Here is a 14,634-nt window from a genome sequence, read left to right on the forward strand (position 1 = left end):
TTGGATTCACCAGGGGAGTCGCCCAGGCACTACCCCAGAGAAACGAACTTGGATAGATTTACGGCATGACGCTCGAACTGCGCGGGATCACGAAGCGATTCGGATCATTCACCGCGAACGACCGCATCTCAATCGAGGTGCGACCCGGAGAAATTCACGCCCTGCTGGGTGAGAACGGCGCCGGCAAGTCCACACTGATGAACGTGCTTTACGGGCTCTACCAGCCCGACGAGGGCGAGATCGTCGTCGACGGCGAAGTGCAGCGCTTCAAGGGCCCAGGCGACGCGATGGCCGCGGGCATTGGCATGGTGCACCAGCACTTCATGCTCGTGCCGGTATTCACCGTCGCCGAGAACGTCATGCTTGGGCATGAGAGCACGAAGTTCGCCGGGGCGCTCGATCTCGCGAGCGCGCGCGCCCACGTGCGCGAGGTCGCTGACCGCTTCGGGTTCGAGGTTGACCCCGACGCGGTCGTCGAAGACCTGCCCGTCGGAGTGCAGCAGCGCGTCGAAATCATCAAGGCGCTCTCGCGCGACGCGAAGGTGCTCGTGTTCGACGAGCCGACTGCCGTGCTCACGCCGCAGGAGACCGACGAACTTATGCAGATCATGCGGCAGCTGCGCGACGAGGGCACGGCGATCGTGTTCATCACGCACAAGCTGCGCGAGGTGCGCGAGGTCGCCGACCGGATCACGGTCATTCGCCTCGGCAAGGTCGTAGCTGAGGCGTCGCCCGAGTCATCGACGAACGAGCTCGCCTCGCTCATGGTGGGCCGCGCCGTCGAACTCACCGTACAGAAAGAGGCGCCCAATCTGGGCGACGGTGGGCTGAAGCTCACCGACGTCACGATCGCCGACAGCTCGGGACACATTGTCGTGGACCGAGTGAACCTCGAGGTTCGCCCCGGCGAGATCCTCGCTATTGCGGGCGTGCAGGGCAACGGCCAGACCGAGCTCACCGAATCACTCGTCGGCCTCCAACAGCTCACCTCGGGCGACATCACGCTCAATGGAAAGTCGCTCGTCGGCAAGCCCGTGAAGCAGATCATCGACGAGGGCGTCGGCTTCGTTCCCGAAGACCGGATCGAAGACGGCCTCGTCGGCACGTTCTCGGTCGCAGAGAACCTCATGCTCAACCGCACGAGCGACCCCGAGTTCGTGCGGGCCGGGACCGTGCGTCGGGGGGCACTGAACGACTTCGCCGAGGCGAAGATCGCCGAGTATGACATTCGCACGCAGGGCCCGAACGCCCACGCAGGTAGTTTGTCGGGCGGCAACCAGCAGAAGGTCGTGATCGCTCGCGAGCTGAGCCGCGACCTGAACCTGCTCGTCGCGTCGCAGCCCACCCGCGGCGTCGACGTTGGCTCGATCGAGTTCATCCACACGCGCATCGTTGAGGCACGTGACACAGGCGTCCCAGTCGTGCTCGTCTCGACCGAGCTCGACGAGGTCTCCGCACTCGCTGACCGCATCGCCGTGATGTACAAGGGAGCGATCATCGGCATCGTTCCAGGCAACGCTTCGCGCGAAACCCTCGGCCTCATGATGGCCGGCGAAACCCCCGAAGGAGTCGCGGCGTGAGCGCACCGACCAGAGTCACGAACGGGCAGCCCTCGGGTTCGAAGCCCGAGACGGCGGAGCGCCCGCCGCAGAACAAACTCATCACGGAGCTGCTGTCGAGCTCAGTGACGACGACAGTGCTCGCGATCGTCCTGTCGATGCTCATCGGCGGCCTGCTCATCGCGTTCACCGACCCGAAGGTCATCGAGGCCTCCGGCTACTTCTTCCAGCGCCCGGCCGACACGTTCGTGGCGCTCTGGGACGCGATCTCAGGCGGCTACGCCGCGCTCTTCCGCGGCTCGATCTTCAACTATGAGGCGCCGAGCTTCCTCCGCGCGATCAAGCCGCTGTCCGACACGCTGAACTTCGCCACGCCACTCATCATGGCCGGCCTCGGCGTCGGTCTCGCGTTCCGCGTCGGCCTGTTCAACATCGGTGGCCGCGGCCAGATGCTGATGGGCGCGGCAGCCTCCGGCTTCGTAATGTTCGGCCTCGACCTGCCGTTCGCCCTGCACCTGCCGCTCGTCATCATCGCGGGCATCGCAGGCGGCGTCATCTGGGGCGGCCTCGTTGGCTTCCTCAAGGCCCGCACTGGCGCGCACGAGGTGATCCTCACCATCATGCTGAACTTCGTCGCGTTCTACTTCATTGCGTGGCTGCTGTCGACCCCGGGGCTGCTCATGCGCCCGGGCGGCAACCAGCCGATCTCCCCGGTCACCCCTGAGAGCGCGAAGTTCCCGCTGCTCTTCGGGGCCCCGCTGACAACGCACTGGGGCTTCATTGTCGCTCTGCTCGCTGCTGGCTTCGTCTGGTGGCTCATGGAGCGCTCGTCGCTCGGCTTCCGCATGCGCGCCGTCGGTGAGAACCCGCACGCCGCACGCGCCTCGGGCATCAAGGTCGAGCGGATCATCTTTTACGCGATGGCGATCGCGGGTGGCCTCGCCGGTCTCGCTGGCGCGAACCAGATCGCTGGCACCATCACGACGGGCTTTGGCAGCCACATCGACGCCGGCATCGGCTTCGACGCGATCACGGTCGCGCTGCTCGGCCGCTCGCGCGCGTGGGGGGTTGTCTGGGCTGGCCTGTTGTTCGGTGCGCTGAAGGCAGGCAGCTTCACGATGCAGATCGCTGAGAAGATTCCCGTAGACATCGTGCTCGTCGTGCAGGCGCTCATCGTGCTCTTCATCGCGGCGCCACCGCTCGTGCGCACGGTCTTTGGCCTCAAGCGTTTTGACCGAGTGCACGCACTCCAGCAGAAGGGGGCGTCGGCATGAGCGCGGTCCACGAACTCACCGGTACCCAGGTCGTCGTCGACGGCGCTGGCGTCGTCCGCACCCGCAGCCTGAAGGCGCCGATCGCGTTCGCGATCGTCGCGATCCTCGGCCTGCTGCTCGCGTTCCCCGCGGGCCGCGCAGGAGAGAGCACGTTCCGCCTCTCCGACCGCACCCAGTCGCTGCAGCTGCCAGACGTCGCGCTGCCGACGGCCGGCACCGTCATCGCGTGCGCGCTGATCCTGACCGCGATGGCGGCGCTGACGTTCGTGTTCGCGGCCCAGTACAAGCGCATCCCGCTGTGGTTCACCGTGATCTTTGCGGTCGTGGGCATCTTCCTGTTCCTCACCTGGTCGGCAGCGGGCGGCATCGTCCCCGTGACGGGCCTGCTGTTCGGTGCGCTGTCGCTGTCTGTGCCGCTCATCTTCGGCGCCCTCGGTGGCGTCATCGGCGAGCGCGCGGGCGTCGTCAACGTCGCGATCGAGGCGCAGTTCCTGTTCGCCGCGTTCACGAGTGCGCTCATCGCGTCGATCACCGGATCCTACGTCGCCGGCCTCCTCGGCGCGCTCGTCGCTGGCGCGCTCGTCGCCGCGATCCTCGCCGTGTTCTCGATCACCTACGTCGTCACCCAGGTGATCGTCGGTGTCGTCCTCAACGTGCTCATCACGGGCCTCACGAGCTTCCTCCACGGCGCGCTGCTGCAGCCGAACGCGGCGACCCTGAACTCGCCGCCGCGCTTCCCGCGGTGGGCGATTCCGGGGCTCAGCGAGATCCCGATCCTCGGGCCGGTGCTCTTCAACCAGACCCTCATCGTCTACCTCGCCTACATCATCGTGCCGCTCGTCACGTGGGCGCTCTACCGCAGCCGCTGGGGCCTCCGCCTCCGAGCCGTCGGCGAGCACCCGCAGGCGGCCGACACGGTGGGCATCAAGGTGAACCCGACGAGGTTCTGGAACCTGCTGCTCGCGGGCGCGATCGCAGGCATCGGCGGCGCTTACTTCACGCTCGGCTCCGTCGGCGCGTTCGACAAGGAGATGGCCGGCGGTCTCGGCTTCATCGCCCTCGCCGCGGTCATCTTCGGTGGCTGGGACCCGTGGCGGGCGACCCTCGCGGCGCTGCTCTTCGGCTTCACGAAGAACCTTGAGACGCTGCTGAACAACCTCGGTTCGCCTATCCCGTCCGAGTTCATGTCGATGCTGCCTTACGTCGTGACGATCCTCGCGGTCGTTGGCTTCTCGGGCAAGTCGCGGGCGCCCGCCGCGAGCGGCAAGCCCTACGTGAAGGGATAGCAGACGTGACAGCAAACGATCACGGAGTTGACTGGGACGGGCTCAGGGCCGCGGCCGTCGCGGCGCTCGACCACGCCTACGTGCCGTACTCGAACTACCCGGTGGGGGCGGCCGCGCTCACCGACTCGGGGCGAATCGTGTCCGGCTGCAATGTCGAGAACGCCTCGTACGGCCTGACGCTCTGCGCCGAGTGCGCCCTCGTTGGCGACCTCCACATGGGCGGGGGCGGCAAGCTCGTCGCGTTCGTCTGTGTGAACCGCGCGAAGGAAACGATCATGCCGTGCGGGCGCTGCCGGCAGCTCCTGTACGAGCACTCCGCCGAGGGCATGCTGCTCGAGACCGTGTCGGGCATCCGCACGATCGACGAGGTGCTGCCCGACGCGTTCGGCCCGCGCGACCTTGAGCGCGTCGCCGAGGCGACCTGACCCCACATCCCACCGGAAGGAACCACCGTGAGTGTTGAGCCATTTGATGCCGTAGACGTGATTCGCGCGAAGCGCGACGGGGGAGCGGTGCCAGAGCCGGCGCTCCGGTGGATGGTCGACGCCTACACCAGGGGCTACGTGTCGGACGCGCAGATGGCGTCGTTCGCGATGGCGATCTACCAGCGCGGGATGGCCCGCGACGAGATCCGGGTGCTCACCGACGCGATGATCGACTCGGGCGAGCGCATGAGCTTCGCCGGCCTCTCCAAACAGACCGTCGACAAGCACTCGACCGGCGGCGTCGGCGACAAGATCACGCTGCCGCTCGCGCCGCTCGTCGCGTCGTTCGGCGTTGCCGTGCCGCAGCTGTCGGGCCGCGGCCTCGGGCACACTGGCGGCACCCTCGACAAGCTCGAGGCGATCCCTGGCTGGCGGGCGGCGCTGTCGAACGAAGAGATGTTCGCGCAGCTCGACGGTGACGTTGGCGCGGTGATCTGCGCCGCCGGGTCGGGCCTCGCCCCGGCAGACAAGAAGCTCTACGCCCTGCGCGACGTGACCGGCACGGTCGACTCGATTCCGCTCATCGCGTCGAGCATCATGTCGAAGAAGATCGCCGAGGGCACGGGCGCGCTCGTGCTCGACGTGAAGTTTGGCTCGGGCGCGTTCATGCAGGACTACGCGATGGCGCGCGAGCTCGCCGAGACGATGGTTGCGCTCGGCACCGATTCCGGCGTGAAGACGTCGGCGCTGCTCACCGACATGAACGTGCCGCTCGGCCTCACAATCGGCAACGCGAACGAGGTTCGCGAGTCTGTCGATGTGCTCGCCGGTGGTGGCCCCGCCGACGTGCGCGAGCTCACTATCGCGCTCGCGCAGGAGATGCTTGCGCTCGCGGGTCTGCCTGAGGCCGACGTCGCGGGCGCGCTCGACAGCGGCCGGGCGATGGACTCCTGGCGCGCGATGATCGCAGCGCAGGGCGGCGACCCCGACGCGGCGCTCCCGGTCGCGCGCGAGGCCCACGTCGTCACCGCCCCCGTCTCGGGCGTGATGTCGAAGCTTGAGGGGCTTCCGTTCGGTATCGCGGCTTGGCGTCTCGGCGCGGGGCGCGCGCGGGCTGAGGATCCCGTCATCCACTCGGCAGGCATCGACCTGCACGCGAAGCCCGGCGACGCGGTCGTCGCGGGCCAGCCGCTGTTCACGCTCTCCGCGGAAGACGACGCCCGGTTCCCGCGCGCTCTCGAGGCGCTGGAGGGCGCCTGGGAGATCGACGCCGATGCCAGCCCAGGAGCGCACGCACCCGGCCCGCTTGTTCGCGAGCGCATCACCGGATAGCTCGCGGCGCGCCCGGCGGCCGCGCGTCGCCGGGCCGGTTTTGAGTTCCGTGGGGAAACCGGGTAAAGTAATCTCTTGGTGCGGCGCTCGAAAGAGTGGCCAAAGCCACAGTGGGATATGGTGTAATTGGCAACACTACGGTTTCTGGTACCGTCATTCTAGGTTCGAGTCCTGGTATCCCAGCCACAGAGAAGCCCCAGACTTTCCTCGGAAAGTCCGGGGCTTTTCGCATCTTTCGGGAAGGGTGAGCGCATGGAGCTGTTGCGAGCGATCCCAGCCGCGGCCGGGGTCGCGATTGTCGCCGCCTGCTTCCTCAGATTCCTCCGCGCCGTCTACGTCGACGGTGCGCTCGACGAGCGTGCGAAACTCGCCGCGCGGTCGGGGTTGATCCTGCCCGCAGCGCTTGCGGCCCGCGACGGATAGCCGTCTCGGGCCGCAAACCGATTTGCGCGGGCTCTGGCTACGCGAGGGGTCTTTCGCGCTCGCCGGAGAGCTTGACGCGCAGCGTCGGTATCCATATCTCAGGCGATCGGTGAGTCACGAGGATGACGGTGCCGCGAGTCGCAGCGATCGACTCTGCGACAGTGCGTTCAGCTTGAGCATCCAACGCCGACGTGGCTTCGTCGAGCACCAGAATCGGTGCATTCTTGAGCAGCGCCCGAGCGATCGCGACGCGTTGCCGTTCACCGCCCGAAAGATTGGCTCCCCGATGCCCGGCCTCCTGGTGCACGCCTAACGGCGACCGGGCGATCACCTCGCCGAGCGCCGCCCTGCGCGCAGCCTCGATGACCGCGTCGTCGCTGGCAGCAGGATTGCCGAGACGAATGTTTTCCGCGAGGGTTCCTGAGAACACGTCAGGGTGCTGCGGGACGTACGCGATGTGCTCCATGAGCTGTGCCTGTTGCAGTTCTCGCAGATCTGTACCGCCCAGCAGCACCCGGCCCGCGTCGGGGTCGTCGAACCGCAACAGCAAACTGAGCAGGGTGCTCTTGCCGCTTCCTGTGGGGCCCTCAACCAAGACCCTCGCGCCCTCCGGCACCACGGCGGAGACGTCGCTGAGGGCTGGCGGGTGTGAAAGCCCTTCGAGCTCGATGACGTGACCTGTCACGGGGCCGGCCCGCGTGGGCTCTGGCAGGGCCGGGGCAGAGACGATCGCGTCAAGCCGGGTGAGCGCGTGACGCAGGTCATTCACTGAGAGCCCGGCGAGCGCGAGAGCTTCGATCGGGGCAGAAGCGCGCAGCGCGAGGATCACGGTCGCGAGGAACACGGTGGCGTCGTACGCGCCCGTGACGGACACCCACAGGATCACACCCAGTACGGGGAGTACGCTCACCGCGGCCGAGAGAAAAGTTGCGGTCGCCGTGGCACGATTGGTGCTCCGTAGCGCCCGCTCTTGCGCCTCCCAGCGGTCTGCGAGGCGGTCAGCTGCGTGCCGATTGCCGAGGGCGGATCGAAGAAGCTCGAGGTGGTCGAGGAACTCGTAAGCTGCCTCATTCGCCTCGTGTTCGCTTCGTCCCCGCGCGGCGTCAGCCCGGGCCAGCGCGCGCTGGGCGGCAACCTGCGCCACGAATGAAGCGCCAATCAACACGGCGACGACCGCGGCGAGCCACCCATCACCCACGATCCAAACGCCAATTACCAGGAGTAGGGGGAGCAGGGGCGAGACAAGCAGCGACTGGAGCTGGTGGGCAGGAACGCTCATGAGCGATGGGATGGTTCGGCCGGCAACATCACCGGCGAGGGCTCGGTTCGGGTCGGTGAACCACGAGAGCTTCGCCTGAGAGAGTACCTCGCCGACCGTGCGGTAGAGGTCTGCTGCCAGGCTCGCGCCGGTGATGTACCCGCTTCGCGAGACCAACACGGTGACAGCGATCGCGACAGCCGCAGTGACCAGGACCCATGTTGGGCCCTGCTGCCTCACAATCGATGCTCCCAGCGTCGTGTATGCAGCTGCCTCGGCAAGGGCCACCAGCACCCAGCCGGCCGAGATCGCGACCACTTTTCGTTGTGCCACGGCGGGGAGGCCGGGGATGGATCGTTGAAGTGCGGGAGTCATGCGTTCTCTCCTATGGCTGTGCTGAGACCGGCGCCGAGGACGAGCCGCTCGTCGGCAAGTTGTGCGATGCGGGCGTCGTGGGTGACGAGCACGATGGCCCGATGCTCGTCGTGTGCGAGGCGCAGGAGCTCGTCGATGACGGCCGTGCCCGTGGCAGCGTCAAGCGCGCTCGTTGGCTCGTCGAGCAGGATCAGGGGTGAAGCGCTGAGGAACGCCCGCGCAATGTTTACCCGCTGCCGTTCTCCGCCTGACAGCGGGCCAGCGGGCGCGTCAGGGCTTGCGGTCAACTGGGCCCGTTTGAGCGCTCGCGTGCCCTGACCCTGCTGCGCGTCATGACGCCCAAGGCTCACATTTTCCGCGATCGTGCCGGGCAAAACGTCACTCCCCTGGGGGATGAGTAGCGGCAGCGCACGCTCGGTCGCTCCAAGAGGGTTCGTTCCGAAGCGGATCTCACCCCGATCCGGTGAGTCGAGGCCGGCAATCGCTCGGAGCAGGGTTGACTTTCCGCAGCCGCTTGGCCCGGTGATTGCGGTCACTCTTCCGCGAGTAAACGAGTGGGAGAAGCCCTCGACAATTGTCCGATCTCCAGCGCGTAGCGTGACGTCGACGAGCTCGGCGACTGCGCTCGAGCCGAGCGCTGCCGCAGGCTTCTCTGGGACCGTGGCCTCGTGGAATAGGCCGGTCACCCGGTGAGCCGCTTCTCGGCCCGTGCGGATGTAGTCAATGCCGTGTCCCAGACGCATCGCGGGTGTCACTATCGCAAGCCCGAACAGGAGCATTGCCGCGAGCGCCTCTGGATCCGCTGCATAGCCGATCGCGTACGCAATTGCGTAGGTCGCGACAGCCTGCATGAACGCGGTCGCTAGGGCGGAAAGCGTCGCAACCTTGCGGACGTAACTCACGAATCCATCGGTGAAGTTCCGTGTGGCAGTGGCGTAGCTCGCCGCCGCGCCGCTTGTCACGCCGAACACTCGACAGGTCTGCATGCCGTGTGAGTAGTCGTCGACCGCGGTGACAATCTCGCCCATGACGCGGGCGTTCCGGTCGCCGTGCCGGCGCGAGAGCCTCGGAACCACGAACAGAAAGTGCGCTGCGGCGAGGAGCCCCGGGATGAGTGCGAGGAGCGCCACTGGCCCGGCGACGCTCAGGAGCGCTGCGATCGTCGCGATGGGAACAACGGCAAGCGTTGCGATCTCGGAAGGGAGATGAGCGACCATGTGATGCAGCGCCGACACATCGTCTCCGATCAACCGCCGCAGGTCATTTCCGCTGTACCGTGAGAGGGTGCGGCTCGGCAGGGCGGCGATGTGGGTCGCGGTCTGGCGGCGAAGGCTCGCAGAGAACCTCGCCTCACCCTCGTGTGCCAGCCATGACGAGAGCGACGCACCGAGGGCACTCAGCACCCACAGCCCGCATACCATCGCAGTGAGCGGCGCGGAGGGGGAGCCCACGCTGCGGACGACGCACCACAGCGCCCCCACCATAGCGAGTCCGCTCGCGGCAGCGGCGACCACCGCGATGGCGAGCTGCCACGCGCCACGCGTCAGGGCAACAAAGACCGATGGTTCGCGCCTGATTCCTTCAGCGGCGCTAGCTGCAGTCATGACCTCACCGCCTCGAGCTCGGCGGGTGTATCTCTCACGCGGGCACGCCCAAGCGGGATAACCTGCGGTGTGCCAGCGACCGGGTCTGGGACCACCCTGCACGGCAGGTCGAACACGTGCTCAACGAGCTCTTCGGTGATGACGGCCGCTGGCGCCCCTTCCGCGACAATCGCCCCGTCTCGCATCGCGATGAGATGGGTCGCGTAGCGTGCGGCTTGGTTGAGATCGTGGAGTACCGCGACAAGCGTCCGGCCCGAGCGGTGAAGGTCAGTGAACAGTTCAAGGAGCTCGATCTGATGCGTGAGGTCGAGGTAGGTAGTGGGCTCGTCAAGAAGCAGCACGTCAGTCTCTTGGGCGAGTGCCATGGCAACCCACACCCGTTGACGCTGCCCGCCGGAGAGCTCATCAAGCAGCCGACCGGAGAGCTCGTGCACGCCGGTCGCGTTCATCGCCTCTGAGACCGCGGCTTCGTCGGACGGGCTCCACTGCCGAATGAGCTTTTGGTAGGGGAATCTCCCGCGGGCTACCAGGTCGGCGACCCGGATACCGTCGGGCGCAATCGAGGTCTGAGGGAGGAGCCCAAGGCGCCGGGCGACTTCCTTCGCGGGGTAACCGTGAATGTCTCGTCCATCGAGTATCACCTGCCCAGCTGCGGGGTTGAGCAGGCGCGATAGCCCACGTAGGAGCGTTGACTTTCCGCACGCGTTTGGGCCGATGATCACCGTAAACGAGCCATCAGGAATCGCGACGGTGAGGTCAGCGGCGATTGTGCGCTTGTCGTAGGCGAGCGCCAGGTGCTCAGCGCGCAACCGGTGCTCGGGGCGGGGCTCCGGGGTGCCGCTTGCGCGGCTGGGAATGGCCGTGTGTGTCATAGTGACTTTCTCGTTTCTCGGATGAGCAGCCAGATCAGGTAGAGGCCGCCAAGGCAGACCGTGATCAACCCGACGGGGATAGGCCGGTAGAGTTCAGCGATGAGTAGCGAAAGCGCGTGGGCGCAGGTGAGTAGGGCTGCTCCCATACAGGCGGCTCCGCCAACGGTGACTCCCGGTGTGCCGGCAAGGCGTCTGGCCAGTTGCGGGGCAGCGAGAGCGACGAACCCGATCGGGCCGGCTGCCGCGGTCACCAGCGCTGTCGCAGCGACGCCGGTGATGAGGAGTGCCGGGCGTGCGCGGTTGGCGTTCACGCCCTGAGAGAGCGCCGCATCGTCGCCGAGCTCAAGCTGCCTCAGCGAGGGGGCGAGTACCGCGATGAGACCGACGATGATGAGGCCCCCGATCGTAGCGGGGATCAGCCCCTCCCACCCGACTCTGCTCAGGGAACCGGCTGCCCAAAACCCCACGCTCATCGAATCGGTGATGTCTGCTCGGGTGACGAGGTAAATATTGACCGCCCCCAGCATTGCGGAGACCGCGATACCCACAATGATGAGCCTGAAGCCCTGTACGCCTCGCCGATAGGCCAGTAGGTACACGAGCGCAGCCGTGGCGAGCCCACCGATCAACGCGGCAGACGCGACGCCCCAGTAGTTCTTTGTGCCCAGCGTGAGTACGGCGATTGCGACCGCGGTGTAGGCCCCGGTGTCAAACCCAATAACGTCCGGCGACCCGAGCGGGTTGCGCGTGAGCGACTGAAAGACGGCGCCGCCGATGCCGAGGAGTAAGCCGAAGAGGAGCGCAGCGAGGGCGACGGGAAGACGCCACTCGATGACAATCATGCGCTGGAACTCGTCGCCCTGCCCGGCGAGGGCGGCCACCACTTCCGCAGGGCTGAAAGGGTAGTCACCGAAGCCGAGCGCGAGCACCGCAGCAACGAGAGCGATGGCAACGAGCGCGGCGTTGACCGCGACACTGCGAACACTCCAGCGAAGCGAGAGTCGCGTGCCGAGGCGAGTCTGACGCGAGCTGTAGCCGAAGTCGATGGGCGTTCTGCCTGGGGAGACACTCGCGCTCATAGTGTGGATGCCTTTCTGCGCCGCACGAGCGCGATGAGAACGGGGGCGCCGAGAACCGCGGTCATCACGCCGGCTTCGATCTCGCCGGGGCGCGCAACGACTCGTCCGAGAACGTCGGCGCCGAGCACGAGCACCGGAGAAGCGAGGGCTGTGAGAGCGATGATCCACCGCTGATCCGGTCCCGTGAACCAGCGAACGAGGTGCGGCACCGCGAGCCCGACGAACGCGATGCCTCCGGTGAGCGCGGTCGCGGCCCCTGCGAGGAGTGTGACGCTGACGAGCCCGATCGTGCGAGTCCGTGCGACGTTTGCCCCGAGCGACGCGGCCTGATCGTCTCCGAGCGCGACAGCGTTGAGCGACCCTGAGATGACAACAGCGAGCACCAAGCCCAGAAGAATCAGCGGCAACACAGTGAGTGTGTCTGAGACGGAGACCCGAGCGAGCGAGCCGAGGCTCCAATTTCGGAATGAGCGGAAGGTCTCCTCGTTGATGAGCTGGAGGAACGTCGCGAAGGCCGTGAGCACTGCCGCGAGCGCGACACCGGCGATGACGAGAGTAACTGGAGATGCGCTGCCGCGGCCAGAGGCGCCGATGAGGTACACAAGAACGGTGGCGAGGACCGCTCCGGCGAATGAAAACCAGACATACCCGGCAATCCCCGTCACCCCAAACACGGCGACGCCGACGGTGATCGCGAAGCCAGCCCCGGCATTCACGCCGAGAATTCCTGGGTCAGCGAGCGGGTTCCGGGTGATAGCTTGGATGAGCGCGCCGGCGACACCGAATGCCATGCCAGCGACGATCCCAACGAGCGTGCGCGGGGCGCGCAGCGTCCAGACGATTGAGGAGGCTTCGCTCCCGTCTGCGTCGAACACGGTTCGCCAAACCTCCGAGATCGGAACGGGGTTCGCGCCGTAGGTGATGCTCAGTACCAGCATGAGGCAGAGAGCCGCTATGAGGGCTGTGATTCCGAGCAGTCGCCGCTGCGTCGTGGCGCCCACGACACGTAGTGGGCGCGGTTCGTTCTCGGTGTGAACGGGGGAGATCATCTAGGTTCCTGGAAGTAGGGTCAAACTGGGCGCGGAGCCTCGGCGGCGCCGCGCCCGGCTTGGACGAGTTGCTAGAACTTCTCGGCGAGCAGCGGCACGAGCTGTTCGGCCGCCCACGCGTTTCCGATCGGCCCGCCGCTGGTGATAGCCCAGAGGAGATCACCGCCGTCGTCGGTCTTCGGGGGAAGCTGGATGAACCTGCCAGACTTCACCGCCCCGAGACTGGTGAACAGGTCGGTGCCGGTCACGCGCTCATCCATTTCCTCGAGGGTCGTAGCCTCGCTCTGCCCGAGCACCAGCACGTCTGCATCGATCTGTGAGATCAGCTCGTCGCTCACCGTCGTATCCTTCGCGAACGCGGCTGCGCCCGGGTTTGGCGCGAACCCAAGATCGGTGAGGAAGAGCTCAGGCGCTGCTCCGTTCTGCGAGAAGTACTGGAGCCCGGTCGCCGGGCCGTAGTAGATTGCCCACGTCGCCGTCTTGCCACTGAACTCTGGGTGTGCCTCTCGGATCCCTGAGAAGAGGGCTTCGTGCTCATCGATCACTGCCTCTGCTCTGTCACTCAGGTCGATGGCCTCGCCGAGGAGCCGGATCGACTCTTGCCAGGGGACGATGCGCTGATCGGAAGCTGGGCTGGTGAGGACGGGCGCGATTTTCGCGAGCCGATCGTAGATGTCTTCCACCCCTCCGAAGCCCGGCACCCAGCCCACCGTGACGATGAGATCTGGCTTAGCCGCGGCAACGGCCTCCATCGGCACGTCCTCGCCCCGCACGTATTCGTAGGTATTGAGGTCAGCCGCGCCGTGAGCGTCGAGGTATCCGCCCTCGGTAATCATGTTTGAGTTGAGCACGGGAGTTACCCCGAGTGACAGCAGGAGCTCGGTATCGATGCCGTTTGGCACGATCGCCGCGATCCGTGTTGGCCGCTCCTTGAGTACCGTCTCGCCGTAGGGCGTATCGAGGGTGAGCGGGTATGAGGTGGTTCCCTCGGCGGCGGGTACGAGCTCCGAAGCCTCGGCTGCGGCGCTGTCGTTCGAGCTGGAAGTAGCCGGCGCCGAGCACCCGGCGAGCAGGAGCAGCGCGGCGAGCGCCGACCCGACGAGGGCGGTTGAATGAGCGTTTCTTCGCAGGGGCATGATTGCCTTTCGTGAGTGGGTGAGTTGTGCGATTTCGAGACTGTGTGGGTGGCGACTGCACGAGACCCGAGGGGTCTTAGGTCGCGTCTGGTGCGTCAGGCACCGGGACGCCTGACTGCCCGCGTTTCCAGTAGCCGGTGAAACTGATCGCGGCGCGCGGTAACTCCCACGTCTCTACAAGGAAGCGTCGGATCTCGCGCACCTCCGCCTGCTCGCCAGCAACCCAGACCGCGAGGTTCTCGCGCGGCAGCGTCAACCCTTGGAGCGCTGTGAGCAGGGGGCTGCTAGAAGGGGCTGCGAGTGCGTCCGCATAGATCCAGCGAACACGTACCCCAGCGGGGGCCTGAAGTTCGTATCGGTACTCCTCGCCGGGCACGCTGAGCAGCACTTCGCCGGTTGCCCGATCGGGAAGCTCTTCGAGCAACCGTGCGACGGCCGGGATCGCGGTGTCGTCGCCGAGGACGAGGAGAGTATCGGCGTCGCTCGGAGGTTCGACGGTTTTGCCGGGCCCCACGACGTACATGACGTCTCCGACCGACACTGTCGACGCCCACGTCGAGGCAACGCCCGTGCCGTGCAACACGATATCGATGTCGAGCTCGCGGGTCGTGGGGTCAAACCGTCGGACCGTATAGGCGCGGGCGATCGGGCGGCGGCCGGGCGCAAACGTGACTCGCCCGTGCTCAATCTCAGGCAACACAGGGGTCAGTTCTCCCGGGTAGGGAAAGAGTAGCCTGATGTCGTCGTCGAAGCCCGGGCTCGAGAACGCCGGCGTGAGGTTCCCGGCCTGGTCTGTCTGGGTGTCAAGTGCTGCGCCTGTGAACGTGATGCGCCGCATCATCGGCGTGACCTCGGTGAGCCTGCTGACCCGGAGCGGTCGAACGCCAACGGGCATGAGCTGTACCGCTCGGGCGGATACGGGCAAAGCGTGTTCTCCCTCGGAGAGTTCCGGTCTGATCCGG

General features: G+C 66.6%; 13 protein-coding genes and 1 tRNA gene. 7 read left to right on the forward strand and 7 right to left on the reverse strand.

Features of this window, described 5'->3' with window-relative positions; all coding sequences use genetic code 11:
- The first annotated feature begins 65 nt into the window (after positions 1-65).
- The 7 genes from FB468_RS00375 to FB468_RS17030 all read left to right on the forward strand — a co-directional run bounded on the left by FB468_RS00375 (position 66) and on the right by FB468_RS17030 (position 6,299).
- Entirely contained in the window at positions 66-1,580 is a 1,515-nt protein-coding gene (locus FB468_RS00375; protein WP_141885599.1) for an ABC transporter ATP-binding protein, read from the forward strand.
- Positions 1,577-2,833: an ABC transporter permease gene (locus FB468_RS00380; protein ID WP_246055658.1), complete on the forward strand. Its 1,257-nt coding sequence runs from the start codon at positions 1,577-1,579 to the stop codon at positions 2,831-2,833. Before FB468_RS00375 ends, FB468_RS00380 begins: the two co-directional genes overlap by 4 nt.
- Positions 2,830-4,119 (forward strand): ABC transporter permease, encoded by a 1,290-nt coding sequence (locus FB468_RS00385; RefSeq protein WP_141885600.1) that lies wholly within the window; start codon positions 2,830-2,832, stop codon positions 4,117-4,119. Before FB468_RS00380 ends, FB468_RS00385 begins: the two co-directional genes overlap by 4 nt.
- A gap of 5 nt (positions 4,120-4,124) precedes the next feature.
- The gene (locus FB468_RS00390) at positions 4,125-4,544 is read left to right on the forward strand and encodes a cytidine deaminase (RefSeq protein WP_141885601.1); all 420 of its coding nucleotides are present in this window, start codon (positions 4,125-4,127) and stop codon (positions 4,542-4,544) included.
- Positions 4,545-4,571: 27 nt separating this feature from the next.
- Positions 4,572-5,876: a thymidine phosphorylase gene (locus FB468_RS00395; RefSeq protein WP_141885602.1), complete on the forward strand. Its 1,305-nt coding sequence runs from the start codon at positions 4,572-4,574 to the stop codon at positions 5,874-5,876.
- Positions 5,877-5,987: 111 nt separating this feature from the next.
- Positions 5,988-6,062: transfer RNA gene (locus FB468_RS00400), tRNA-Gln, on the forward strand.
- A 66-nt stretch (positions 6,063-6,128) separates the two neighbouring features.
- Positions 6,129-6,299, forward strand: coding sequence for a hypothetical protein (locus FB468_RS17030; protein WP_170219588.1), 171 nt, complete (start codon positions 6,129-6,131; stop codon positions 6,297-6,299).
- A 37-nt stretch (positions 6,300-6,336) separates the two neighbouring features.
- Here FB468_RS17030 and FB468_RS00405 read toward each other — a convergent pair whose 3' ends face one another.
- From FB468_RS00405 to FB468_RS00435, 7 genes are all read right to left on the reverse strand, one after another.
- Complete coding sequence (locus FB468_RS00405; protein ID WP_141885603.1) at positions 6,337-7,932, reverse strand: ABC transporter ATP-binding protein; 1,596 nt, start codon at positions 7,930-7,932, stop codon at positions 6,337-6,339.
- Positions 7,929-9,536, reverse strand: a complete 1,608-nt coding sequence (locus tag FB468_RS00410; protein WP_141885604.1) for an ATP-binding cassette domain-containing protein — start codon at positions 9,534-9,536, stop codon at positions 7,929-7,931. Before FB468_RS00410 ends, FB468_RS00405 begins: the two co-directional genes overlap by 4 nt.
- Positions 9,533-10,408, reverse strand: coding sequence for an ABC transporter ATP-binding protein (locus tag FB468_RS00415; RefSeq protein WP_141885605.1), 876 nt, complete (start codon positions 10,406-10,408; stop codon positions 9,533-9,535). Before FB468_RS00415 ends, FB468_RS00410 begins: the two co-directional genes overlap by 4 nt.
- Entirely contained in the window at positions 10,405-11,487 is a 1,083-nt protein-coding gene (locus tag FB468_RS00420; protein ID WP_141885606.1) for a FecCD family ABC transporter permease, read from the reverse strand. The genes FB468_RS00415 and FB468_RS00420 overlap by 4 nt, the downstream gene beginning before the upstream one ends.
- A complete protein-coding gene (locus FB468_RS00425) occupies positions 11,484-12,536 on the reverse strand; it encodes a FecCD family ABC transporter permease (RefSeq protein ID WP_141885607.1) in 1,053 nt (350 codons plus the stop codon). The genes FB468_RS00420 and FB468_RS00425 overlap by 4 nt, the downstream gene beginning before the upstream one ends.
- 71 nt (positions 12,537-12,607) lie before the next feature.
- On the reverse strand, positions 12,608-13,672 hold the full coding sequence (locus FB468_RS00430; RefSeq protein WP_141885608.1) for an ABC transporter substrate-binding protein: 1,065 nt from the start codon (positions 13,670-13,672) through the stop codon (positions 12,608-12,610).
- Positions 13,673-13,748: 76 nt separating this feature from the next.
- Positions 13,749-14,597 carry a siderophore-interacting protein gene (locus tag FB468_RS00435; protein WP_141885609.1) on the reverse strand — a complete coding sequence of 283 codons (849 nt, stop codon included), beginning with the start codon at positions 14,595-14,597 and terminating at the stop codon, positions 13,749-13,751.
- Positions 14,598-14,634: the final 37 nt, after the last annotated feature.

The sequence above is a fragment of the Leucobacter komagatae genome, from assembly GCF_006716085.1.
Taxonomy (GTDB): Bacteria; Actinomycetota; Actinomycetes; order Actinomycetales; family Microbacteriaceae; genus Leucobacter; species Leucobacter komagatae.